This is a genomic window from Streptomyces alboniger (assembly GCF_008704395.1).
GTDB lineage: Bacteria > Actinomycetota > Actinomycetes > Streptomycetales > Streptomycetaceae > Streptomyces > Streptomyces alboniger.
Window position 1 is genome coordinate 887,573 of record NZ_CP023695.1, and the last position, 23,981, is coordinate 911,553.

At 72.8% G+C, this 23,981-nt stretch carries 22 protein-coding genes; 5 read left to right on the top strand and 17 right to left on the bottom strand.

From position 1 onward, the window contains the following. Positions 1 to 83 precede the first annotated feature (83 nt). The 3 genes from CP975_RS03640 to CP975_RS03650 form a co-directional block, all read right to left on the bottom strand. Positions 84 to 893: an SDR family NAD(P)-dependent oxidoreductase gene (locus CP975_RS03640; RefSeq protein WP_055526825.1), complete on the bottom strand. Its 810-nt coding sequence runs from the start codon at positions 891 to 893 to the stop codon at positions 84 to 86. 142 nt (positions 894 to 1,035) lie between these two features. Beyond that, positions 1,036 to 2,514, bottom strand: a complete 1,479-nt coding sequence (locus tag CP975_RS03645; protein WP_055526827.1) for an integrin alpha — start codon at positions 2,512 to 2,514, stop codon at positions 1,036 to 1,038. Positions 2,515 to 2,630: 116 nt separating this feature from the next. Beyond that, positions 2,631 to 3,536 carry a glycoside hydrolase family 16 protein gene (locus CP975_RS03650; RefSeq protein WP_055526828.1) on the bottom strand — a complete coding sequence of 302 codons (906 nt, stop codon included), beginning with the start codon at positions 3,534 to 3,536 and terminating at the stop codon, positions 2,631 to 2,633. Positions 3,537 to 3,783: 247 nt separating this feature from the next. Here CP975_RS03650 and CP975_RS35675 point away from each other — a divergent pair, with 247 nt between their 5' ends. Then, positions 3,784 to 5,925, top strand: a complete 2,142-nt coding sequence (locus CP975_RS35675) for a choice-of-anchor A family protein (protein WP_246201391.1) — start codon at positions 3,784 to 3,786, stop codon at positions 5,923 to 5,925. A gap of 38 nt (positions 5,926 to 5,963) precedes the next feature. Here the strand turns inward: CP975_RS35675 and CP975_RS03660 are convergent, their stop codons facing one another. Continuing rightward, on the bottom strand, positions 5,964 to 6,650 hold the full coding sequence (locus tag CP975_RS03660; protein ID WP_055526831.1) for a L,D-transpeptidase: 687 nt from the start codon (positions 6,648 to 6,650) through the stop codon (positions 5,964 to 5,966). A gap of 120 nt (positions 6,651 to 6,770) precedes the next feature. Here CP975_RS03660 and CP975_RS03665 point away from each other — a divergent pair, with 120 nt between their 5' ends. Both CP975_RS03665 and CP975_RS03670 read left to right on the top strand, forming a co-directional pair. Next, the gene (locus CP975_RS03665; RefSeq protein WP_055526833.1) at positions 6,771 to 7,151 is read left to right on the top strand and encodes a DUF779 domain-containing protein; all 381 of its coding nucleotides are present in this window, start codon (positions 6,771 to 6,773) and stop codon (positions 7,149 to 7,151) included. A gap of 71 nt (positions 7,152 to 7,222) precedes the next feature. After that, a complete protein-coding gene (locus CP975_RS03670) occupies positions 7,223 to 8,500 on the top strand; it encodes a phosphodiester glycosidase family protein (RefSeq protein WP_055526835.1) in 1,278 nt (425 codons plus the stop codon). An 18-nt stretch (positions 8,501 to 8,518) separates the two neighbouring features. Here CP975_RS03670 and CP975_RS03675 read toward each other — a convergent pair whose 3' ends face one another. The 12 genes from CP975_RS03675 to CP975_RS03730 form a co-directional block, all read right to left on the bottom strand. Further along, positions 8,519 to 10,087 carry a hypothetical protein gene (locus CP975_RS03675; RefSeq protein ID WP_150476567.1) on the bottom strand — a complete coding sequence of 523 codons (1,569 nt, stop codon included), beginning with the start codon at positions 10,085 to 10,087 and terminating at the stop codon, positions 8,519 to 8,521. A gap of 79 nt (positions 10,088 to 10,166) precedes the next feature. After that, a complete protein-coding gene (locus tag CP975_RS03680) occupies positions 10,167 to 10,361 on the bottom strand; it encodes a hypothetical protein (RefSeq protein ID WP_030776270.1) in 195 nt (64 codons plus the stop codon). A 129-nt stretch (positions 10,362 to 10,490) separates the two neighbouring features. Continuing rightward, the gene (locus CP975_RS03685) at positions 10,491 to 11,363 is read right to left on the bottom strand and encodes a phosphatidylinositol-specific phospholipase C/glycerophosphodiester phosphodiesterase family protein (RefSeq protein WP_150476568.1); all 873 of its coding nucleotides are present in this window, start codon (positions 11,361 to 11,363) and stop codon (positions 10,491 to 10,493) included. Between the two features lie 331 nt (positions 11,364 to 11,694). Further along, the gene (locus CP975_RS03690; RefSeq protein WP_055535500.1) at positions 11,695 to 12,351 is read right to left on the bottom strand and encodes an ABC transporter ATP-binding protein; all 657 of its coding nucleotides are present in this window, start codon (positions 12,349 to 12,351) and stop codon (positions 11,695 to 11,697) included. Beyond that, positions 12,344 to 13,243: an ABC transporter ATP-binding protein gene (locus CP975_RS03695; RefSeq protein WP_150477782.1), complete on the bottom strand. Its 900-nt coding sequence runs from the start codon at positions 13,241 to 13,243 to the stop codon at positions 12,344 to 12,346. The genes CP975_RS03690 and CP975_RS03695 overlap by 8 nt, the downstream gene beginning before the upstream one ends. Positions 13,244 to 13,287: 44 nt before the next feature. Further along, entirely contained in the window at positions 13,288 to 14,163 is an 876-nt protein-coding gene (locus CP975_RS03700; RefSeq protein ID WP_055535495.1) for an ABC transporter permease, read from the bottom strand. Next, a complete protein-coding gene (locus CP975_RS03705; RefSeq protein ID WP_055535504.1) occupies positions 14,156 to 15,121 on the bottom strand; it encodes an ABC transporter permease in 966 nt (321 codons plus the stop codon). The genes CP975_RS03700 and CP975_RS03705 overlap by 8 nt, the downstream gene beginning before the upstream one ends. Positions 15,122 to 15,180: 59 nt before the next feature. Next, the gene (locus tag CP975_RS03710) at positions 15,181 to 16,773 is read right to left on the bottom strand and encodes an ABC transporter substrate-binding protein (RefSeq protein ID WP_055535494.1); all 1,593 of its coding nucleotides are present in this window, start codon (positions 16,771 to 16,773) and stop codon (positions 15,181 to 15,183) included. 100 nt (positions 16,774 to 16,873) lie between these two features. Beyond that, entirely contained in the window at positions 16,874 to 17,980 is a 1,107-nt protein-coding gene (locus CP975_RS03715; protein WP_055535491.1) for an acyl-CoA dehydrogenase family protein, read from the bottom strand. Beyond that, positions 17,977 to 19,164 (bottom strand): acyl-CoA dehydrogenase family protein, encoded by a 1,188-nt coding sequence (locus tag CP975_RS03720; RefSeq protein WP_055535490.1) that lies wholly within the window; start codon positions 19,162 to 19,164, stop codon positions 17,977 to 17,979. The genes CP975_RS03715 and CP975_RS03720 overlap by 4 nt, the downstream gene beginning before the upstream one ends. Further along, positions 19,161 to 20,129 (bottom strand): NADPH:quinone oxidoreductase family protein, encoded by a 969-nt coding sequence (locus CP975_RS03725; protein WP_055535489.1) that lies wholly within the window; start codon positions 20,127 to 20,129, stop codon positions 19,161 to 19,163. The genes CP975_RS03720 and CP975_RS03725 overlap by 4 nt, the downstream gene beginning before the upstream one ends. Positions 20,130 to 20,228: 99 nt before the next feature. Further along, positions 20,229 to 20,840, bottom strand: coding sequence for a helix-turn-helix domain-containing protein (locus CP975_RS03730; protein ID WP_246201392.1), 612 nt, complete (start codon positions 20,838 to 20,840; stop codon positions 20,229 to 20,231). Between the two features lie 119 nt (positions 20,841 to 20,959). On the opposite strand from CP975_RS03730, the gene CP975_RS03735 reads away from it, so the two are divergent. Together CP975_RS03735 and CP975_RS03740 are read left to right on the top strand one after the other, a co-directional pair. Then, entirely contained in the window at positions 20,960 to 21,958 is a 999-nt protein-coding gene (locus tag CP975_RS03735; RefSeq protein WP_150476569.1) for an NAD(P)/FAD-dependent oxidoreductase, read from the top strand. A gap of 160 nt (positions 21,959 to 22,118) precedes the next feature. Further along, the gene (locus tag CP975_RS03740) at positions 22,119 to 23,069 is read left to right on the top strand and encodes an SDR family oxidoreductase (RefSeq protein WP_150476570.1); all 951 of its coding nucleotides are present in this window, start codon (positions 22,119 to 22,121) and stop codon (positions 23,067 to 23,069) included. An 8-nt stretch (positions 23,070 to 23,077) separates the two neighbouring features. Here CP975_RS03740 and CP975_RS03745 read toward each other — a convergent pair whose 3' ends face one another. After that, the gene (locus CP975_RS03745; RefSeq protein ID WP_150476571.1) at positions 23,078 to 23,911 is read right to left on the bottom strand and encodes an enoyl-CoA hydratase/isomerase family protein; all 834 of its coding nucleotides are present in this window, start codon (positions 23,909 to 23,911) and stop codon (positions 23,078 to 23,080) included. Positions 23,912 to 23,981: the final 70 nt, after the last annotated feature.

The window sequence follows — 23,981 nt, forward strand, 5'->3', positions numbered from 1 at the left end:
GCCCGCTAGGGCGTGTCCGCAAAGTCCCGCCTGCGCCGCGACGCCCGCCCTGCGGGCGAACGACGGCACTTTACGGACACGCCCTAGCCGCGCGGTGTGATGCTGAAGTCGAACGCGACCGTTCCGGGATCGATCGCCGTCACGCCGCCGTCCACGGTCAGCGCCGCGCCGTTGACGAACGACGCCGCGGGCGACAGCAGCCAGCTGATCGCCTCGGACACCTCCTCCGGCCGCCCGGGGCGGCCGGCGGGGATCAGCCGCGCCGCCTCCTCGTACGCCGCGTCGCTGCCGCCCTCCCCGAGACCGGCCTCCTCGGCGAACCGCGTCATCCGGCGGTCGGCCATCTCGGTCCGCACCCAGCTGGGGCACACCGTGTTGGCGCGCAGCCCGTCCTTGCCGTAGTCGACGGCGAGGGAGCGGCACAGCTGGAGGAGCGCCGCCTTCGACGTCGCGTACGCCGCGTTCGCCACGCCGTTGCGCAGCGCGGCCACCGAGGCGACCGCGACGACCGAGCCGCGCGCCGCAAGCAGGTGCGGCAGCGCGGCCCGCAGCAGGAGGAACGGGCCGGTGAGGTTGGTGCGCATCACCAGCTCCCAGTCCTCGTCGGTGATGTCGCCGACCGCGCCGCTGCGCCCGACCCCGGCGTTGAGCACGAGCCCGTCGATCCGGCCGTACGCCGCCACGGTCGCGTCGACGAGACCGGCGACGCCCTCGGGGTCGCCCGCGTCCGCGGGGTGGGCGAGCGCCCCGGTCTCCTCGGCGATGCGGCGCAGCGGTTCGGGGCGGCGTCCCGAGACCACCACCTGGTGCCCCTCGGCCCGCAGTTGGCGGGCGGTGGCGGCACCGATGCCGGTCCCGCCGCCCGTGACGATGACAACTCGGCTCCCTGTCATGCCTGTTCAGCCTCCGAACGCAGTCGTGAGCACGTGGCGCGATCCCCCCGTGACATCGCCATGATCTTACGGAGAGGTCCGCTCACGACCGCGGCCGGATGGCCTGTTCGGGCCCGTCCGACGGGCAGGCCCTACGCCCCGCTCACTCGTCGATCGCCGCGCCGAACGCCGCCCCCGTGCCCGGCGCGCCCAGCGACGAACCGCCGTACGTCCAGGACCCCGTGGCGGTGACGCCGCCGGTGCCGGCCGACAGGACCCACACCACGCCGTCCCCGGCGTTCTCACCGGGCGCGGCCGCGAGGAGGCCGAAGCGGCCGTCGTTGTTCGGGTCCGAGAGCCGCACCTGCGCGCCCCACTTGTCACCCTTCTCGGGCACGCCCGGGATGTCCGCGGAGTCCTGGTCCCACGACGTGGCACCGGTCGCCGTCATGCCGTTCTCGGAACCGCGCAGCACCCACACCGCGCCCGCGTCGGCGACGGTGCCGATGTCCTCGCCGGGCGCGCCGATCGCCACGTCCGCGTAGCCGTCGCCGTTGGTGTCCGCGACGGACAGGTCGGCGCCCCAGCCGTCACCGCGCTCGGGGTTGCCGGGCACGCCCGTGGAGCCCTGCGTCCACCACTTGGCCTCCTCGCCGAGGCCCTCCGCGGTGCCGTAGCGCACGCCGACCAGGCCGCCGGTCATCGTCTCGCCGCCGTCGTCCGGGGAGGCGGGCTCGCCGGTCACCAGGTCGTCGTAGCCGTCGTTGTTGATGTCACCGGACGCGGCCGCGGGGCCGCCGCGCAGTTCGCCCTCGTACGTGAGCCCTTCGGCGCGCCCCGAGAAGTGCAGGGACCAGCCGTGGCCCGGCTCCTCCTCGCCCACGGTCACGCCCGAGACGACGAGGTCGGCGTAGCCGTTGTCGTCGTAGTCGCCGGTGGTGAGGGACTTCGGCCGGATGGCCCGCTCCTCGGCGGCCGCGGCGAGCCGCTGGGTGTCCTGGCGGCGCAGCGGTGCCTGGCCGGGCTGCGGCGAGGCGTCGTACACGAACAGTTCCAGCCCGTCGCGGTCCAGTACGGCGAGCACGTCGCCCGGCGTGTCGCCGGTGAGGTGCGCCGCGGCGAGGCTCGCGCCGAACTGCTCGCCCGCGGTGGGTTCCTGGGACTGGAGCCAGTCGCTGGCCGAGCCGGTGAGCCCGGCCTTGGAGCCCCACAGGATCGCGACGCCACCGGCGTCCGCCCGGCCGTCGAGGTCCTCGCCGGGGATGCCGACGATCGCGTCGTCGAAGCCGTCGCCGTCCAGGTCGCCCGTGGCGACGGCCTTGCCGAAGCCGTCGCCCGCCTCGGCGGCGCCCGCGACCCCGGACGTGGACTGGCTGAACCGGCCGACGTCGGTCGTGCCGATGCCTCTGGTCGAGCCGTACTGGACCGTGACGAGCCCCGCGCCCTTGTGGCCGCTGACGGTGGCGCCCGGGGCGCCGACCAGCACGTCTTCGTACCCGTCGCCGTTGAAGTCGCTGTTGCGGTCGTCGGCGTGCGTACCCCCGGGGGTGCCGGCGAAGGCGGCGGGGGCGGTGGCGATGCCGGCCCCGGTCAGCAGAAGGAACGAGGCCGCGGCGAGGGCGGCCGAACGGTTCTTGCGCACGAGCGGCTCCTGTCAAGGAAGGTGGCCGGGCAGGCGCGGGGGTGTGCCGGAAAGGGCCCGTTCCTTGTCCGGCGCCCTGTTCGACACGGGATGGGGGACAAGGGTTGTACGAGAGTTCACTTCCAGCCGTACGCGTAGGCCGCGACCCAGGTGATCTCCAGCTGCGCGCTGCTGCCGGGCGCCGCCCCGGGCCCTTCCAGCGCGCTCTCGTTCTGCATGACCCAGGACAGGGGCCGGTCCGGCACGTCCCTCGTGTCGTGCCCGATCTCCCGGCCGTCGACGAAGAACCGCACGTGGCCGGGGGTCCACTCGGTCGACACGGTGTGCCATTCGGTCCAGTCGTCGGCGCCGCGGAACGAGCCCTGGCCGCCTCCCCCGCAGGGGTGGTGGAAGGCGCTGAGCGCCCCGGTCCACTCGCCCTCGGGGTGGTCCATCTCGCAGCCCCCGCCGTAGTGCAGCCAGGCCGACTTGTAGCCGGGGGCCTGCTTGGTCACCTTGATGCGGGCGCTGTACTTGCCGTACTTCATCTGCATGACGGCGCGCGGTACGACCGCCGCGGCGTGGACGGGCCCTCCGTCGGCGGGCCGCCACATCCGGATACGCATCCGGCCGTCGCCGTTCTCCGCGGGGCCCACGCTCACGGTGTCCTCGGGGTGGTAGACACCGGCGACGGCACGGGCCCGGTCATTCGCCGTGTCGCGCCAACCGGTCGGGTACGCCCACCAGTTGTCGCGGTACTCACCCTTCAGGCCCGCGCAGTACGCGGCGGAGGTGTCCGCGTGGTGGTCGCAGTCGCTGAACGCGCCCAGCGGCATCCGGTCGCCGTTGAAGTCCTCGGCCATGACCTGCCAGAAGGGCCCGCAGTCGCCGCGCGGCAGCGAGGTGCCCATGTCGCGGCAGGCGTCGGCCGACACCGGTGCGCCTCCCGCGCCCGGTATGGACAGCAGGGCGACGAGCAGCGTCACGCCGAGCGCACCGAGCACGAGCGGCCTGCGCCGTCCCGCCGCCGCGTGTGATCCCATCGCGCTGCCTCCGCTCCACGGACGCCCCCAGAGAGGGGCCATCCTGGCGGAGCGCGCACCGCTCCGCCAGCTTTTCCGGGGAACCCGGCGCACAGCCCGGACACCCCCCGAACGCGCCCCGCGGAGCCGACGACTCGTCCTTTGCGGTGTTCTTCGTATGGATGAACGGATCGGTTCAACGGCACCGGCCCTCCCCCGTGCGAGCCTCCTCCACGTCTCTTTGACCCCATGAGGAGCTGATGTGCACGTGACCTCCCCTTCCTTCATCCAGTCCGGGATGAGGTATCTCTGTCTCCTCGGCCTCGTGGCCGGAAGCGGCCTGTCGGCCGTGCCCGCCGCGCACGCCAAGCCGGGCCCCGCGCCGGACAGGGCCGCCGCGGCCGCCGCAGCGAAGCCCCTGCCCGGGGGGCTCGGCCCGTGTGTGCCGGGCAACTGCCCGCCCGACGGCTACCCGCCCGTCCACAACGGGGCGATCCGGTGGCGCGACGCCGGCATCAACATGTACGTGGGCAAGGACTTCCTCGTCCGCGAGCGGGCCGCGGAGGCCGAGGGGCGTGTCGTCGTCCTCGGCGACTTCGACCAGGACAAGGCGACGGGCTTCAGCGCCGTCTACAACGTCGGCGAGGCCGGTGTCGGCTCCCGCGTGGCGCCTCCGGTGGGCTCGGACTGGCTCACCACCGGAGGGGACGTGAGGGTCGGCGCCGGGGAGCGGCTGCTCGCCGAGGGCGGTGTCGTGCGCCATGCCGGCGACGCCTCCGGCAGGATCCTCGGCACCCTGCGCAAGGACCCCGACGCGGCCGCCCCGTACGCTCCGCTGCGGGACGAACTGACGGAGGCCAGCCAGTGCTACGCCCACCCCGGGGGCGGTACGCGCACGCCCACCGGCACGGTCGTGCACGCGGGCGGCGAGACGCTGTTCACCGGTGACGGCATCTCCGCGCTCCAGGTCTTCAACGTCGACTTCGACCTGATGAGCGGCAGCGGCGGCCAGGAGGGCATCCGCTTCGCGGGCATCCCGGACGGCGCCACCGTACTGGTCAATGTGCTCGGCACGGCCCGTACCATCAACACCTACAGCGGCACCATCGACGACAGCAGCCCGTTCAACCAGCTGCGCGGCCGTCTGCTGTGGAACTTCCCCGACGCCACGTCCGTCGAGTTCAAGGGCACCGGCCAGTTCCAGGGCAGCGTCCTGGTCGGAAACCAGCGCTCCATGACGACGGTCAGCGTGCCGGGCATGAACGGCCGCTTCTTCACCACCGGCTCGCTCACCCACACCAGTTCGGCGTCGGGTGGCGGGGGCCAGGAGTTCCACAACTACCCCTTCGACGGGGACCTGCCCGACTGCGGCGACCCCGTCACCACCGGCCAGGTCGAGGTCGTCAAGAAGGACGAGGACGACGGGGACCGGCTCGCGGGCGCCGAGTTCGAGCTGTGGCGGGAGTCCAACGGCGTCGACGGCTTGCAGACCCGCGGCGACGACGCCGACACGAAGGTCGGCGGCGACTGCGTCACCGAGGCGGCCGGCACGTGCGCACGCACGGTGCCGCTCGGCACGTACTACTGGCGCGAGACCAAGGCCCCGAGCGGCTACGAGCTTCCCGCGCCGAACGTGTTCGGCCCGCTGGAGCTGACCGCGGCGAACGCCTCCGACGGCGTGTCGGTCACGGCGACGAACGAGAAGGAGGACGACGACGTCACGGAGGGCGACGTCACCGTCGTGAAGAAGGACAAGAAGACGGGCCTGCCGCTCGCCGGTGCCGTCTTCCAGCTGTGGCGCGAGACCAACGGCACCCCGGGCCTCCAGCGGCGCGGCACGGACCCCGACACCGCGACGGGCGCGCCGTGCACGACGGGCTCCGCGGGCCGGTGCCGCACGAGCGTCCCCCTCGGGACGTACTACTGGGTCGAGACGAAGGCGCCGGACGGCTATGTCCTTCCCGACCCGGCGGTCTTCGGTCCGCTGGTCCTGACCGAGGCGAGCGCCTCGGGCGGCGTGTCCGTCGAGGCGTTCAACGCCACGCGGGACGAGCCCACCACGACGGGCAGGCTCACGGTCCTGAAGAAGGACAAGAAGACGAACAAGCCGCTGGCCGGTGCCGTCTTCCAGCTGTGGCGCGAGACCAACGGCACCCCGGGCCTCCAGACGACGGGCGGTCGCCGGGACAGCCTCGTCGACCGGGGCTGTGCGACGGACGGCCGGGGCCGGTGCGAGTTCCAGGGGCTCGACCTCGGCTCGTACTACCTCAAGGAGACCGCCGTTCCCGACGGTTACGTGCTGCCCCGCAAGACGGTGAGCGGACCGCACGAAGTCACCAGGGGCAATGCCGCCACGGGCGTCACGGTGAAGCTCACCAACGAGCGCGGCGGAGGCAAGAAGGGCAAGTAGGAGCATGCGAGGCGTGACGGAACCGGGTACGGGTGGTGTCAGCCGCCCGTACCCGGTTTCGTCCCCCAGATGAACAGGTGGTCGTCCTTCTTCAGGAGCCGGTACAGCCGCTCGGCGTCGCCCAGCGCGAGGTTCACGCAGCCGCCCGAGCCGGAGGAGAAGAGGTCCGAGCGGGTGCCGTGCAGGGCCTGGCCGCCGTTGAAGAACTGCGCGAACGGCATGGGGACGTTGTAGAGGGTGGAGAAGTGGTCGCGGTTCTTCCAGTAGACGCGATGCCATCCGCGCCGGGTCTCCAGTCCGTCGCGGCCGCTGCGGACCGGCACGGGGTCGAAGACCAGTCGGCGTCCGGTCTGTGTCCACAGGATCTGCCGGGTCAGGTCCACGCAGGTGACCCGGTACGACCTGATGGGGCAGTTGCGCCGCTCGGCGGGGTCGCGCCGGATCCGGTCCGCGACGACGAACCGGTAGGTGCGCAGGGAGGCACGCCCGTCCGCGGGGCTGATGCCGAGGCGCTGTTGCAGACGGCGGATGGCCACGCAGTCGGCCGCGGACTGCCTCCCGTCGACCGGCAGCCCCAGTTCACTCTCCAGTTCGCGCTGGTAGGGGGCGGTGCCCGCGTCGCACGGCGGTTCGGGAGCCGGGGCTCCCACCGCGGCCGAGGGCGGGACGGCCGCGAGGGAGGCGGCCAAGGACAGGGCGGCGATCGACGAGGTGACCCAGCGCATCGCCCCAGCTTCACCGCTGCGCGGCCGTACGAGCGGCGACACGACCCGACAATCCCACGATTGGTCCACGTGTACCCCCGTGCAACCCTGTCGCAACGTGCCGAGAGGGAGGGTCGTGTCATGGACCGTCAGGAGAGCCCCGAGAGCAAGAACGCGCCCCGCGTGGAGCTGACCCCCGCCGCCGCCGGCCTGCTGCGACGGCTGCGGGAGGCGCACGGGCCGCTGATGTTCCATCAGTCCGGCGGCTGCTGCGACGGCAGCGCACCCATGTGCTACCCCGAGGGGGAGTTCCGTACCGGTGACTCCGACGTACTTCTCGCGTCGCTGACCGTGGATGGGGTGGCGGAGCCCATAACCTTCTGGATGTCGAGGAGCCAGTACGAATTGTGGAGCCACACCCGGCTGATCGTGGATGTCGTGCCGGGGCGCGGCAGCGGCTTCTCGCTGGAGGCGCCGGAAGGCGTACGTTTTCTGATCCGTTCCCGGATGGTGGGGGCATAGCCGCCGACCTCTGGTGAACTCCGCTGACCGCTGGGACAGTTGGGTGGCCCGGCCGACCCCAGGGGGAATCTGTGACACGGCAGACGCAGCACGGCGGACGGTTCAGAGCGGCGCTCGCCCTCGTCTCCACGCTCGGCGCGCTGGCCGGTGCGGCTCTCACGGGAGCGGCACCGGCCAGCGGCGCTGTGGAGAAGGAGCGGCAGCCGGCGGCCACGAGGATCGCGCCGGGTGTCGAGTACCGCTCCTTCGACATCCCGGCCTCGCGCGGCACCGCACGCGCCCATGTGCTCGACGTCGACCTGCGCGATCCGCGCACCCGTGTCGGCCTGCTCTACCCGGGCAAGGTCGCGGCGCGCTCGCCCGTCTCCGCGCTCGCGGACGGGGCCGGCGCGGTCGGCGGGATCAACGGCGACTTCTTCAACATCACCGAGACCCAGCATCCCGGTGTCGAGGCGACCGGCGCGCCGGTCGGCCCGATGATCGCGAACGGTCGTGCGCTGAAGGCCGCCGTCCCCGACGGGCAGCGCTTCGGTCCCGCCATGCCGCCGGGCGTCACCACCCGGGCCGTGCTGGGGGTGGGGACCGACCGCAGAGCGCGTCTTGGCGACCTCGCGCTGGACGGGGAGGTACGCACCCGGGGCTCCCGCCTCCCGCTGGGCGGGCTCAACCAGTACGCCCTGCCGGTGGGTTCCGTCGGCGCGTTCACCAGCGACTGGGGTGCCGTCTCGCGGGTGCGTGCGACGTGCGGCACGGACACGAGCCGCGGTGCGCCCTGTAGCACGGACACACACGAGGTGACGGTCCGCCACGGGCGTGTCGTGGCCTCGGCCGACACGCCGGGCACCGGCCCGATCGCCCCCGGCAGCACGGTCCTGGTCGGCCGCGAGGCGGGCGCGCAGGAGCTTCGCAAGCTGTCGGAGGGTGACCGGGTGGGGGTCAGGCACCGCCTGGTGGCCGCCGATTCGCGTGTTCCCTTCCGCTTCGCGCTCGGCGGCTACCCCGTGCTGCGGGGCGGCGCGCCACTGCCCGGCCTGGACACGACCGCGTCGGCGGTGCGCACCGCGGCCGGGATCTCCGACGGCGGCCGGCGTCTGGTGCTGCTCTCGCTCGACGGCTCGCCGGAGTTCCGTACGGGCCTGACGATCGCCGAGGTGGCGCGGACCTTGCGGGAGCTGGGCGCGAGCGACGGCTTCAGCCTGGACGGCGGCGGCTCGTCCACCCTGGTCTCCGCCACGTCCACGCTGGTCGCGCGGGCCCCGGGGGCCGATGCCGTGACCGTGCGCAACAACCCGAGCGGCGGGGTGGAGCGTCCGGTGCCGAACGGCATCGGCGTCTTCTCCGGGAAGTGAAGGCCGCGCCCCGCGGGCTCACTCCGTGTCCCGCACCGCCACCAGGCCGTTGAAGACGCCCACGTAGGCCGTGCCGTCGGGGCCCAGTGTCACGGGCGCCCAGTTGTTGTCGTACGCGACGCCCGTACCGGCGAGCCGCTTCCATCTGGTGTCGCCGGTGCGGAAGTCGACAGCGGTGAGGTACCAGGCGTCGACACCGAGGCTGTTGGGCTCCTTGGTGTAGAAGTACAGCAGGCCGTTGCCGGTGGAGAGTTTGGGCACGGTGGAGGGGGCGCGCACGTCGCTCTCCCAGACCGTGTCGCAGCCGCTGCCGTCCTCGCGCACGTCGATCCGGCTGACACCGCCGACGACGCTGCGGCCGAGGGTGAGCGAGGTGATGTTCTCGTAGCCGTAGTTGTTCTCGACGACGAGGCTGTCTCCCCAGGTGATCAGCGAGTTGTCGGTGGTGGAGGCGCCGGAGCCGAAGACGGGGACCTTGCAGACGAGCCGCTTGCCGGCCGGTACGCCGGCGCCGCGCCGATAGACGAGGACGTTCATCCGGTCGTCGGCGTTGTCGGTGATCGCCACGTACTCGTCGCGGGCACCGAAGAGGTCGGGCGTGGTGCCCGAGCCCTGGTTCACCGAGCCGGGTTTGGTGCCGGTGCCGCGGTCGTACGTCTCGCGCCAGAGGACCTTCGGCGTCCCGTCGGGGGCGGCACGGAAGCTGTAGAGGGCGTGGTCGGAGACGATGGAGACGCCGTCCTCGGCGACGGAGAAGGAGTTCTGGATCTCCTCGCCGTCGAGGCGCACGGCCCTGATGTCACCGGAGGCGGGGTCGACGGTCCCGACGCGGCCCTGCCGTGTCACCCACCAGATGCGCCCGTCCCAGTCCGGCATCACGGACGTGACCGGGTCACATTCGCCACTGGGGTAGAGATTTGACCAGGTAACGCAGTCGTGCGGGACGTGTGCCGTGAGGTCCCACTCCTTGTCGACGACGAAGCGCCACCCGCCGTCGGCGGTCCGCTCGTGCGCGAGCCGGACGATGTGCTGCCGGGAGTCGGCGAGGACGAGCCGGTCCCTGTCGTCGAGGTAGGAATAGGCGCCCCCCGAGGTGTCCTTGAAGATCTTGGAGAAGTCCAGCCGGGTGATGGCCTCGACAGTGGAGGGGCGCTGGGGCAGCTTGTACTCGGCGAGCGTGTCCAGCGTCCTGGGGTCGAGCAGCTTGACCAGGAAGCCGGTGAAGGTGCCGCAGACGGTGATGATCCGGCCGTCCCGGTCGAAGGTGACGGTCGCGCACTCGCCGCCGAGCGCCGCCATCTTCTCGCTGTCGACCTCCGGCCGCCTCCCGAGCGGGCCGCTCCAGGGGTACGTACCGCTGCCCGCCGCGTCGGCGTGCATGCCGCTGCGGCCGTTCGCGGCGAGGTGGGGGTGCTGGGGCAGCGGGGTGCCGGGCAGCGGGCGGGCGGCGGCGGGCGCCCCCTCGTAGCTCTTGACGAGCCGGTGCCCGGGCGCTTTGGGGATGTCGTCGGCGTACGCGGGGACGGCGAGGGACACGGACAGGGCGAGGACACTGGCGAGGACGAGGCGGCGCGGTCTGCTGGACATGCGCCGAAGCTAGAGCGAGCCCCTTGAAGTGTCCATGAAACGGCGTCAGTTGTTCATGAACCCGCAAGGAAGGGCACGGTCACGGCTGGATTCCGCTGACGATGTCGGCGGTGGCCGTCAGACCGTCCTGGATGGTCGGCGCCATGCTCGTGCTCGCGAGGTAGAAACCGAGCAGCAGGCAGACGATGGCGTGCGAGAGCTTGAGTGCTCCGTTGCGCAGAAAGACCACCGCAAGGATCACGAGCAGCAGTACGACAGAGATCGAAACGGCCATGGGAAGTACCTCCTCCGCCACGCGGGACCGCGGCTTCCGGCCGTCAGTGTGGCGCAGCGGAGGGGGCGTCCGGGTCTCTGACCTGTGCTCCGAACGGGTTCTACTTGCGCGGAGGTTGATCCGTGGAGATCAGCCGCGACGGGCGTCGAGGAAGGCTTCGAGCCCCGCGAGGTCATCGGTGTTGAGGTGATCGACACCGGCGGCGAGCAGTTCGCCCCAGACCGCGTCACGCTGCGGGCCCGGCAGGTCCGGCGTCGCCCAGAACCGGACGCGCTGCCCGCGCTTGTGGGCGGAGGAGACGATGCCGCGCAGCTTGTCGCGCTCGGCCGCGGGGATCGGGCCCGTGCCCTGCCAGCTGAAGTTGAGCGACCAGTTGTCGCTGATCAGCGGGATGAGCGAGGCGGGTGCCGCGGTGCCGAGGTCGGCGAGGCGGCCGTCGTAGAAGGCGTACCGCACCTGCTGCGCCTCCATCGGGGCGCGCGCGGCGCGGTGGCCGGAGACGACGGCCGTGACCGCGGAACGGCGCACCTTTCCGTGGACGTACGACGTGAACAGGTGGCGGTAGGGCCGCAGATGGCGGTGGAGCTCGGCGTACGTCGAGGCGCCTTCGGTCTTGATGTCGATGAGGAGCTGGAAGGGCGGGTGGTGACAGCCCCGGTAGACAGAGCCGTGCTGGGCGCGTATGCGGGCCGCGAGCGGCTCCAGGTAGAGGGATTCGAGGGTGCGGGAGGGGTCGAGGTCCACCGGGTCGTGGGCGACCAGGAGCTGTCCGTCGACGAGGAAGATGTCGGCCTCGACGCTGCCGAAGCGGTGGTCGAGGGCGTCGAGGAGGGGCCGTGGGTGTTCGTAGTCGTTGTGGGCGTGGGCGCGGATCAGGGGGCGGGGACGCGGGCGCGGGTGGCGGCCGCGTTCGCCCGCCTGCGCGTGGGTGGAGAGCACGGCACTGCCCGCGAGGGCGGCGCCGAGGGTGGTGAGGGCTCTGCGACGGGTGGTGAGGGCCATGTCTGCCTCCCGGGGACGGATGAGCGGGGCGCTGGGGGCGCCTCGGAGTACGACGATGAGCGGAGCCTAGGGCGTGTCCGCGAAGTCCCGTCGTCCGCCCGCAGGGCGGGCGTCGCGGCGCAGGCGGGACTCTGCGGACACGCCCTGGTGAGTATGCGGCCGCGCTCTCGTCAGGACACCTGCTCCGTCCGGGAGTTGGCGTGCTCGACGCCGGGCGTTCACGGCGGCGCGGGTCGCGCCCCGATCGGGGGTGTGTGCCTTCAGGGGCGCGGGGAACTGCGCGACCAGCCACAAACGGCCCGCACCCCGCGAACGCCCCTCCGAGGCTCCCCTACCCGGCCAACTCCTCCCACCGCACGGTGCGATCACACCACCGCTCGAGCAACACCCGGTCATGGCCCACGGCCAGCATCCCCGCACCGGACTCCCGCCGGTACTCCTCCACGACGTGGACGAGTGCCGCCGTCGTCGACGCGTCGAGCATCGCCGTCATCTCGTCGCAGATGAGCCAACGCGGCCGCAGCACCAGCGCACGCGCCAGACACGCCCGCTGCAACTGGCCGTCGCTGACCTCGTGCGGCCGCCGCCCCAGCAGGTCCTTGCCGAGGCCGACACGGGCAGTCAGTTCCGGGACGAGGTCCGCGGCCTCCGAGGACCGGCCGACCGCCCGCAACGGCTCCGCGACGAGGTCCCTCAGTGCCAGCCGGGGGTCGGCGGACAGCCGCGGCTGCTGGAAGACCACGCCGAAGGCGGTGCGCTGCCGGCGCGGTGCGCGGTGCCGCCAGCCCTGCGCGGCCTCGCCGTCGATGACGACCTGCCCGGCGTCGGGCCGGTGCAACAGCGCCGCGACCCGCGCCAGCGTCGACTTGCCGCAGCCGCTGGGGCCGAGGAGCCCGACGGACTCGCCGGGGGCGATGGTGAGATCCACGGACCGGACGACGGGGGCGCGCCGGTCGTATCCGGCGCTGATGGCACGCAGTTCAAGCACGGGGTGCCTCCAGCACGTCCACGTGGGGGTGGTGGCAGGCGGCCCCGCCGGTGAGCGCGGGCACGGTGGCGCACGCCGTGTCGGCCCGGTCGCAGCGCGCCGCGAACGCACAGCCCTCGGGGAGCGCGGTCAGCTCGGGCGGCATGCCGGGGATGGGCGTGAACTCCCGCTCGGGCAGGGCGTTGAGGAGCCCCCGGGCGTAGGGGTGCCGCGGCCCGCGCGCGCCGAAGAAGTCGGCGGCGTCGGCGATCTCGACGACACGGCTCGCGTACATGACGGCGACCCGGTCCGCGATGCGCTCGGCGGCGGCCAGGTCGTGGGTGATCAGGAGCAGCGCGCGGTCCTCCCCGACGTGCCGGCGCAGTTCGTCGACGGTGCGGTCGACGAGGTCGCGGTCGAGGCCGGTGGTGGGCTCGTCGGCGAGCAGCAGCGGTGCGTCGCCGATGAGGGCGAGCGCGGTGGCGGCGCGCTGGGCGAGGCCGCCGGACAGTTCGTGGGGGTAGCGGTCGAGGTGGCCCGCGGGGAACGCGGCCCGCTCGGCGGCGGCCCGCAGCCGCGGCCCGCGCACGCCTGCCAGCTCGCGCAGGGTCTCCTCCAGCTGGGAGCGCACGGTGCGGACCGGCGTCAGGTGCGCGGCGGGGCTCTGCGGTACGAGGCCGACGCGCCGCCCGCGGACGGTGCGGGCGAGGGTGCGCTCGTCGGCGGTGAGCAGATCGGTGTCGCCGAGCAGCGCCGACCCGGCCGTCTCCGCGTTCCCGGGAAGCAGCCCGAGCAGCGCGGAGGCCAGCACGGACTTGCCGCAGCCGCTCTCGCCGACCAGGGCGAGGCACTCCCCCGCCGCGAGGTCGAAGGTGGCGTCGGTGACGGCGGAGACGTGGGTGCCGCCCCGCATGCGGAAGCGTACGGACAGGCCCTTGACGGAGAGGACGGGGACCGTCACAGCATCAGCTCCGATCGGCGCCGGGGGTTGATCCGTTCCCGCCAGGCGCCCGCGAGGCCCGCGATGGCCAGGGTGGGCACGATGATGAACAGGCCGGGAAAGAGCGTCGGCCACCAGTCGCCCGCGAGGAGCGAGCCGCGCGCGCTCTGCACGAGCGTGCCGAGGCTGGCCTGGTGGGTGGGCAGGCCGAGGCCGAGGAAGGACAGCGCGGACTCGTGCCAGATGGCGTGCGGCACCATCAGGACGGCGGCGAGTCCGGCCTGCGGCAGGACGCCGGGCAGCAGGTGCCGCACGGCGACGCGCAGCCGTGAGGCGCCGCCGGAGATCGCCGCGTCGACGTAGGGCCGCGAGCGCAGGGACAGCACCTCGGCGCGCACGATGCGGGCGGTGGAGAGCCAGTGCGTGAGCGCCACGGAGACGACGACGGGCCAGACCCCGGGCCGGAACATCGCGACGATGAAGATGCCGAGCAGTAGGTGGGGCACGGACGAGAAGACGTCCACGAGCCGCATCACGACCCGGTCCACCCATCCCCCGGAGGCGGCCGCGAGGGCGCCCACGGCGGTGCCGATGACGGTGGCGACGACGGCCGCCACGACGCCGACCAGCAGGGAGACGCGCAGGCCGTAGACGCAGCGCAGGAGCAGGTCGCGGCCGACGTCGTCGGTGCCGAAGGGGTGCGCGAGCGAGGGCGGCCGCAGCTTGGCCGCCAGGTCGACGGCCTGCTCGTCGAGGTTGACGAGCGGGGGCACGACGAGGACGGCGAGGACGACCGCGGCGACGATCACCGCGGAGGTGCGGACCCGCCACGCGCGCGTGGAGCGCCGCACGCCCCCATGGGCGCGCCAGACGATGTCGGCCGTGTCAGCCATCGAAACCCACCCTCGGATCGGCGAGGCCGTACAGGAGGTCGGCCACGAGGTTGCCGAGCAGCACCGCGGCCGTGGCGAGCGCGGTCAGCGCGGCGAGCAGCGGGAAGTCGACGGAGGTCGCGGCCTGCACGGTGGCCGCGGCGATGCCGGGCCAGCTGAAGACGGTCTCCACCAGAAGCGCCCCGGTGATCAGTTCGGGCACGCGGGAGCCGATGAGCGTGAGCACGGGGAGCATGCCGGAGCGCAGGGCGTGCCCGAGCAGGACGGTGCGTTCGGCGAGGCCACGCGCGCGTGCCCCGCGCACGGGGTCGTCGCCGAGGGCGTCACCGACGCCTTGACGGACGTAGAGGACGAACCAGGGGAGCTGCGAGATCGCCAGCACCCCGGCGGGCAGCACCAGGTGGGTCGCGACCTGCCCGGCGGTCACGGCAGAACTGGCCGTGTCGGTCAGGCCGCCCGAGGGCAGCACACCCAGCTTCAGTGCGAAGAGCCAGACGGCGAGCAGTCCGAGCCAGAACGGCGGCGCGGCCTCCAGGGTGTACGCGAGTGAGGTCACCGCCCGGTCGAGCCAGCCGCCGGGGCGGCGCGCGGCGAGGACGCCGAGTGCCGTGCCGAGGAGGATCGCGACGAGGAACGCGGTCGCGGCGAGGAGCACGGACCAGCCGACGCGCTCGCCGATGACGTCGGCGACGGGCTGGCGGAGCGTGCTGGAGTCCCCGAGGTCCCCGGTGAGGGCCGAGGTCAGCCACTCCCACCAGCGGGCGGCCAGCGGCCGGTCGACGCCGAGGTTGGCGCGCAGCTGGTCGAGGTTGTCCTGCGAGGCGGTGAGTCCGGCCGTGCCCGCGTACGCCTTGACGGGGTCGAAGGGCGAGGCGGCGGCGATGGCGAAGACGCCGAAGGTGACGACGAGCAGCACGGGCACGGCGAACAGGGCCCGCCGTCCCACCAGGCGCGCCATCGGCGCCCAGGGAAGCCGGCGCGCGGCGCGCTTCCCCGGGGCCTTGGATATCGCGGAGGTCACTTGGCGGGCTGCCAGTCCTCGACGTTCCACCAGGGGCCGGACGCGAGGCCGTGGTCGTGCGGCTCGACCTGGGTGCTCAGGTCACCGAAGCGCTTGTCGACGACGTAGAGGTGGTCGATGTGGGTGAGGAAGGTGTAGCCGGGGTTCTTCACCAGCTCGCGCTGGATGGTGTCGTAGGCCACCTGGCGCTTGGCGTGGTCGCCGCTCTTGCGGGCGTCCTCCAGGGCCTCGTCGACCTTCTTGTTGTCGTAGTGCGCCATGTTGTTGAAGCCGTCGCCCGCGAGGGAGGACTTCAGAAGCGTGTACTGGTCGAAGTCGGGGTCGGCTGGGCTGCCGCCGCCGGCGAGGACGGCGTCCTTCGGCATGCGGGGCTCGATGACCTCCCACGTGCCGGACTGCACCTCGACCTTGATGCCGAGCTTCTTGGCGTCGGAGGCGTAGGCGAGGGCGTGGTCCTGGCGGAGCTTGTCGCCGGAGAGGTACCAGAGCGGGAACGCGGCGCGGACGCCGTCCTTCTCGCGGATCCCGTCCTTGCCCGGCTTCCACCCGGCCTGGTCGAGGATCTTCTTGGCCTTGCCCGCGTCGAACTTGCGCTCGGTGCCCTTGGTGAACCAGGGGCTGTCGGTCGGGACGGGCCCGTAGGCCTCCTTGCCGGCGCCGTCGAGGATCGAGTCGACCATGGCCTTGCGGTTCACGCCGACGTCGAGGGCGCGGCGGATGTCGGTGTCCCCGGCGACCTTGTTTCCGGTGGGCAGCGTGACGACGCGGTAGTCGAAGGTCTTGGCGGCGTACGTCTTCTTCCCGCCGTCGTCCTCGTACTTCTTCGCGAGGTTCGGCGGCAGGATCGCGCCGTCCAGCTCACCGGCGTCGAGCCGGGTCGCGCGCACGTCGTCGTCCTTGATGATCGCCATCGTGAAGTTCTTGATCTTCGGCGCGCCGCCCCAGTAGCCGGGGTTGGCCTTGAAGGTCAGCTTCTCGCCCCTGGACCACTTCACGAGTTCGTAGGGGCCCGTGCCGACCGGCTTGGTCGTGAAGGCGCCGGTGTTCACATCCTGCTTGCCCGCGATGTGCTCGGGGGCGATGGGCAGGACGGTCCGCTCGGCGAACGGCGCGTAGGGGTACTTCAGGTGGAAGACGACCGTGTCGTCGCCCTTGGCCTCGACGCTCTTGACGGCGTCCAGCTCGGTCTTGGAGGCGTTGTTCGTCTTCTTGTCGAGGATCGTCTCGTAGGTGAAGACGACGTCCTTGGCGGAGAAGGGCTTGCCGTCGCTGAACTTGACGCCCTCGCGCAGCTTGTACGTGTACGTCTTGCCGTCGTCGGCGACCTTGGGCAGGTCGGCGGCGAGCGCAGGCCGCAGCTTCATGTCGGCGTCGTGCGTGAGCAGCCCGTCGAAGATCTTCGAGTTGCCGTCCTTGCCGTAGCCGAGGAGCGGGCTGAGGGTGTCGGGCTCGTACGCGATGCCGACCACCGCCGAGTCCTTGGCGCCCCCGGCACTGCCGTCGCCCGGCGCCGAGCAGGCGGAGGCCGCCACCGCTATCGCGATGGCCGCCGCCGCGCCGCCCGTGCCCCGTATCGATCGGGCCCTCATGCTCCACACCCCTACTGAAGATCAAGCGTTGTTGCGAACGGGTCGCAATTATGCCTTACGCAGTAGGGGCCGCAGGTCGGGGTGGAGTCGGGGCCGCAGGTCAGGGCGCCGGAAGCTCGACAAGACCGGCCAGCGCCTCGCGGTGGGCGCCCGCCGTGCCATAGGCGATCGAGTCGGCCTTGGCGCGCTTCAGATAGAGGTGGACGGGGTGCTCCCAGGTCATGCCGATGCCGCCGTGCAGCTGCACGGCCTCCTCTGCGGCGCGCACCGCGACGGGCGACGCGTATGCCTGGGCGAGGGCTGACGTGAGGTCGGTGTCCGCGCTGCCGGTGGCCAGGGCGTCGGCCGCGGCCCGGGCGGCGGCGCGGGTGCCCACGACCTCCAGCCAGAGCTGGGCGAGGCGGTGCTTGAGCGCCTGGAAGGAGCCGACGGGGCGATTGAACTGGTGCCGTTCCTTGGTGTAGCGGACGGTTTCGGTCAGGCACCATTCGGCGACGCCCAGCTGTTCGGAGGCGAGCAGCGCGGCCCCGGCCCGCAGGGCCCGTCGCACCGCCGCGTCCGCGTCCTGCGTGAGGGCACGCGCGCGTGCCCCTTCGAAGGTGACCGTGGCGAGCGGGCGGGTGAGGTCGAGGGAGGTCCGCGGGGTGACGGTGACACCGTCCTGGGCCGTGTGGACAGCGAAGAGCCCGCCGCCCGCCGGGACGAGCAGCACGTCGGCGCCGACCGCGTCCGCGATGCCGGTCAACTCCCCGTGCAGGGCGCCGCCTTGATCGCCTACTTCTTCATGACGTACACCGTTGAAGGGAGCGCCCGGGGCGGTGGCGAGGCTCACGGCGAGCGCGCCGACCGTGCGTCCGGCGGCGAGCGCGGCGAGCAGCTCGGTCGCTTCGGGCCCCTCGCAGGCGAGCAGCGCCTCCGTGGCGACGACGGCGCTCGTGAGGTAGGGCGTGGGCGCCACCGCGCGGCCCAGCTCCTCCAGGACCACGGCGGCCTCGCGGTGCGTGGCGCCCTGGCCGCCCAGCTCCTCGGGCACGAGGAGGCCCGCGAGGCCCATGCCCTCGGCGAGCGCCTTCCACAGTTCCCGGTCGTGCGGGGTGTCGGTCTCGGCGCGGGCGAGGACGGCCGCGGCGTCGCAGCGGTCGGTGAGCAGGTCGCGCACCGCCGAGCGCAGTGCCTCTTCCTCTTCGGAGTAGAGCAGGTCAGTCATCGCGCGAGGTCCTTCCAGGCGACGTCCTTGTCGGTGCGCGGCTCGGACGGCAGGCCCAGGACGCGCTCGGCGACGATGTTCAGCAGGACCTCGCTGGTCCCGCCCTCGATGCTGTTGCCCTTGGACCGCAGATAGCGGTAGCCCGCCTCGCGGCCCGTGAAGTCGACCAGTTCGGGCCTGCGCATCGTCCAGTCGTCGTACAACAGCCCCTCCTCACCGAGGAGTTCCACCTCCAAGCCGCTGATCTCCTGGTTGAGGCGGGCGAAGCCGAGCTTCATGCCGGAGCCCTCGGGGCCGGGCTGGCCCGCGACGAGCTGCTGGCGCAGCCGCTCGCCGGTGAGCCGGGCCACCTCGGCGTCGACCCACAGCTTCATCAGCCGCTGGTGGAGGTCGTGGGTGCGCAGCTCGGGTCGCTCGCGCCAGGCCTTGGCGACGGGGCCGATCATGCCGCCCTCGCGCGGGATGCGCATGCCGCCGATGGAGACGCGCTCGTTCATAAGCGTGGTCTGGGCGACCTTCCAGCCCTCGCCGACCGCGCCGAGGCGGTGCGCGTCGGGGATGCGCACGTCGGTCAGGAACACCTCGTTGAACTCCGCCTCGCCGGTGATCTGGCGCAGCGGCCGCACGTCGACGCCCGGGTCGGTCATGTCGCACACGAAGTACGTGATGCCGCGGTGCTTGGGCTGCTCCGGGTCGGTGCGGGCGATGAGGATGGCCCAGCGGGCGCTGTGGGCACTGGACGTCCACACCTTCTGGCCGTTGACGATCCAGTCGCCGCTCGCCTCGTCACGGACGGCGCGCGTGCCGAGCGCGGCGAGGTCGGATCCGGCACCCGGCTCGCTGAAGAGCTGGCACCACACCTCCTCGCCGGTCCACAGTGGCCGCAGGAAGCGGCGCTTCTGCTCCTCGGTGCCGAAGCCGAGGACGGTCGGCGCCGCCATGCCGAGGCCGATCCCGATCCGGCGCGGGTCGTTGTCGGGTGCGCCCGCGGCCTCCAGCTCGGCGTCCACGACGGCTTGCAGGGAGCGGGGTGCGCCGAGGCCGCCGAGGCCCTCGGGGTAGTGCACCCAGGCGAGTCCGGCGTCGAAGCGGGCCTTGAGGAAGTCGCCGCGGTCGGTGCTCGCGGGCGGATGCGCGGCGAGGAACTCCTCGGTGCGCAGGCGCAGTTCGGTGGCGTCGGTCATGCGGCACCGTCCTGGGGGAGGACGGCCACACGGCCGGTGGTGACGCCGTCGGCGACGCGCTGCACGGCCTGCGCGGCGCCGGCCATCGGCACTCGCTCGCTGACCAGCGGCTTGATGGCGCCCCTCGTGGCGAGTTCGGTCAGTTCCTCGTGGCAACGGGCGATCGAGCGTGGGTCCTTGGTGTTGTAGAGGCCCCAGTGCAGGCCCATGATCGCGTAGTTCTTCACCAGGGCGTGGTTGAGCGCGGGCGAGGGGATGGTGCCGCTCGCGAAGCCGACGACGACGATCCGGCCCTCGAAGGCCACGCACTTGGCGGACTTGGTGTACGCGTCGCCACCGACGGGGTCGTAGACGACGTCGGCGCCGCGGCCGCCGGTGGCCTCCTTCACGGCGGCGGCGACGTCGTCCGCGCGCCGGTCGAGGACGAGGTCGCAGCCGAGTTCGCGCGCGACCCGCGCCTTGTCCGCGCCGCCGACGACTCCGATGACCTTGGCGCCCGCGGCCTTGCCGAGCTGTACGGCGGCGCTGCCGACGCCGCCCGCGGCCGCGTGCACGAGCAGGGTCTCGCCCTCCTGGAGGTGGGCGCGGCGGTGCAGGCCGAACCATCCCGTCTGGTAGCCGATGTGCAGCGCGGCGGCCTCGGCGTCGTCCAGCGCGTCGGGCGCGGGCAGCAGGGCGGCGGCGTCCGCGACGGCGTACTCGGCGAAGCCGCCGTGGGGCAGTGCCGGGTTGGCGATCACGCGCCGCCCGTCCTCGGTCTCGCCGCAGATCTCCACGCCCGGCGTGAACGGCAGCGGGGGCCTGACCTGGTACTGGCCGCGGCAGAGCAGCGCGTCCGGGAAGTTGATGTTCGCGGCACGGACCTTCAGCAGCACCTGCCCGTCGCCTGGCTCCGGGCGGTCCACCTCCGCGAGGCACATCACCTCGCCCGGCTCGCCGTTCTCGTGCACTTGCCATGCCTGCATGCGGGGCCTCCACGGGGCTGTCGTAGACCGTGCTCGTCGACCGTGCTCATCAACCGTGCTCGTCCGCATACTAAGCGGTCGCTTGCCGGGAGGGAACCGTCAGCCGCCGCTCTCCTTGCGGGTGGGCCGTGCTCGTACGTGCATCCGCTCGCCCTGCGGCCCGAAGAGGCTGAGGAACTCGGCTCCCCCCTCACCCGCGGCCCCGAACCAGTGCGGGACCCGGGTGTCGAACTCCGCGGCCTCGCCGGGGCCGAGCACTACGTCGTGGTCGCCGAGGACCAGCCGCAGCTTCCCCGAGAGGACGTACAGCCACTCGTATCCCTCGTGCGTCCGCGGGTCGGGCACCTGCGAGGCGCGGGCGGGCTCGATGACCTTGTACGCCTGGAGGCCGCCGGGCTGCCGGGTGAGCGGCAGCATCGTGCGGCCGTGCCGGACGATCGGCTTGGCCCGCACGCGCGGGTCGCCCACGGGCGGGGCGCCCACCAGTTCGTCCAGGGGGACCTGGTGGGCACGGGCGATGGGGAGCAGCAGTTCGAGGCTGGGCTTGCGGTTGCCGGACTCCAGGCGGGACAGGGTGCTGACCGAGATGCCGGTGGCGGCGGAGAGAGCCGCGAGGGTGGCGCCGCGCTCCTTTCGGATGCGGCGCAGCCGGGGGCCGACCTCGGTGAGGACCTGGTCCATCTCTTGCGGTACGTCCGTCTCTTCGCTCATGGCTCCATCATGGCGCACTTATTGCGGTACCGGCAAAGGCATTTGTCGCTTTCGCACAACCGGGGCGATGCTCTGAAGGAAAGGAACGGAACGGACACACGCAACGCAAGGGGAAGCGGATGTACGACGTAGTAGTCATCGGAGGCGGCGCGGCGGGTCTGAGCGCGGCACTCGTGCTCGGCAGGTCGCGGCGGCGGGTCCTCGTCGTCGACGCCGGCGAACCCCGCAACGCGCCCGCCGCGCACATGCAGGGCTATCTGTCGCGCGACGGCATGCCGCCTGCGGAGTTCCTCGCCGAGGGGCGGCGTGAGCTGGAGCGGTACGGGGTCGAGGTGGTCCGGGGCCGGGTCGCGGAGGTGGTGCCGGACGGCGGCGGCGAGTTCGATGTGCGGCTCGCGGACGGCGGGGCGGCGCACGCGCGCCGGGTCGTCATGGCCACGGGCCTGGTGGACGAGCCGCCCGCAGTGCCGGGGGTGGCCGAGCGCTGGGGCCGCGATGTGCTGCACTGCCCGTACTGCCACGCCTGGGAGGTGCGGGACCAGGCGTTCGGCGCCCTCGCTTCGGAGCCGTTCAACAGCCACCAGGCGCTGCTCGTCACCCAGTGGTCCAAGGACGTGACGCTCTTCCTGCACACCGTGCGGGACCTTCCGGACGCGGAGTGGGAGCGCCTCGCGGCCGCCGGTGTCTCGGTGGTGCGGGGCGAGGTCGCGGGCCTGGAGGTCGCGGACGACCGGCTGACGGGCGTACGGCTCGCCGACGGCCGGGTCTTCCCCCGCTCGGTCCTGTTCGTCGCCGCGAAGCCGGTCCCCCGGGACGGTCTGCTCACCGCGCTCGGCGCCGGGACCAGGGACACCCCGGCCGGCCCGTACCCGGCGGTCGACGAGGTGGGCCGCACCACCGTCCCCGGCGTCTGGGCGGTCGGCAACGCGGCGGGCCCCACGGAGCAGGTGATCAACGCGGCCTCGGCGGGCTACCGGGCCGGCCTCATGATCAACGCCGAGCTGCTGATGACCGACATCGACGCGGAGGCCGCCCGCCGCCGGGCGGGAGCCTTCTCACCCGAAACGGAAGCGGCGGTGGCACGGGGGGCGGCGGGTGGTCGGGGACACGGCCTCTAGAACCGCGGGAACGCACGGGGCGGCGTCACGTGGGCCTGGGTTGGCCGGTCCTCCCCCCCCCAACTGGGCACCGCCCGGCGGGAGCCTTCCCGCCCGCCGACGGGCTGGGTCAAAGTGGCCGCCATGGCGGATTCACCCCGTACGCGATATCGATGCGCACATGACTGACGAGAACGCACGAGACTGCGTCGGGCCGCCGGGGCTGCCCGGGCCTCCCCCGGTGGGGGCGAGCGCGTTGCCCTCGGGTACCTACGACGGCACGGTGGTTCTGGTCACGGGTGGGGGGACGGGGCTCGGCAGGGCGATCGCGGCGGAGTTCGCCCGGCTCGGCGCGGATCTGGTGATCGCGAGCCGTAACGCGGACCGGCTGAAGGCGGCTCGGGACGAACTGGCGGCGCTGGGCGGTCGCGTGACGGCCGCGGTGTGTGACATCCGGGACCCCCGGCGCGTCCGCGAGGTCTTCGACACGGCGGGCGAGGCGTACGGCCTGCCCGACGTCCTGGTGAACAACGCGGCCGCGAACTTCCCCGTACCCGCCGAGGACATGTCACCGGGCGCCTGGAGCGCGGTCGTCGACATCACCCTCACCGGCACGTTCCTCATGACCCGCGAGTTCGGCCGCCGCCACCTGGCCGCGGGCACCCCCGGCTCGATCATCGACGTCGGGGCGTCGTACGCGTGGACGGGCGGCCCCGGTTTCGCGCACAGCGCGGCCGCCAAGGCGGGCGTGAAGAGCCTGGTGGAGACCCTGGCCGTGGAGTGGGGCCCGTACGGCATCCAGGTCAACGGCCTGGTACCGGGGCTGATGCCGCACGGCGACATGACGGCGGAGATCCGCGGCAACCTCGAACGGGCAGAGGACACAGGCGGTCACCGCGTGCACGACCAGCACCGGCCACCGGACGACAAGGCCTCCCGCCAGCCCGCCCTGCGCGTCGGCCTGCCCCGCGAACTGGGCTGGGCCGCCACCTTCCTGGCCTCTCCCTACGCCCGCTTCATCACGGGTCACACGCTGGTGGTCGACGGCGCCAACTGGCAACGGCGAGACCTCGTCAGTCCGCCGGTGGTGACGGTCCGGGAGCAGTTGGGGAGAGCGGCGTTCGAGGGCTGACCGCAGCCTCACTTCCCCTCGAACGTCGGCGTGCGCCCCGCCCCCTTCGCCCCGTACCCCTCCCGGGAGTCCTCCGAGGTGAGGGTGATCGCCGCGTTCATCGCCACGCGGTCGAGCGCCCCGGCCAGCCCCGCGTCGGCGTACGCGTCGATGCCGCGCTTGATGCCCCGCACGGCGAGCGGGGCGTTCGCGGCGATCTCGGCCGCCAGGGCGTGTGCCGTACCCGCCAACTCGCCTGGCGGTACGACCTGTTGGAGCAGACGCAGCCGTTCGGCCGTCGCGGCGTCGATGCGGCGTCCGGTGAGCGCGAGGAGCTTGGCCCATCCCGCACCAGCCTCGCGCGCGACGCGCAGGTCGCCGCCCGCGTCGACGGCGACGCCCACCTGCGCCTCGGGGAAGGCGAACACCGCGTCGTCAGCGGCGACCCGCACGTCCGCCATGAGCGCCAGCTCGAAGCCGAAGCCCAGGCAGTACCCCTGCACCGCCGCGACCACCGGCTGCGGAAGCCCGGCGAAGGCCCGGAAGCGCTCGTGGGCCCAGCGCACGCCCTCGTACGTGTGGTGGGCGCGTTCGGCACCGGAGCGGCCCGTGATCGCGCCGCCCGGCGCCGTGATGTCGATGCCCGCGCAGAACGCCCGGCCCTCGGCCCGCAGCAGGACCGCCCTGATCGAGTCGTCGAAGCGGATCCGGTCGGCGAACAGGCCCAGTTGGCGCGTCGACTCCCAGCTCCACGCGTTGAGCTTGCCGGGGCGGCAGAGGGTGAGGATTCCGACCCCGTCCTCGACGTCCAGGCGTAGCCGCTCCTCGCCCGCCGGGATGTCCCCGCCGACGGTGTCGATCATCCGCACCCCCCCACGCCGCGACTTATCTGATGGGCCGTCAGGGTAGGGGTGCGGCTCCTTCTTCTGAAGC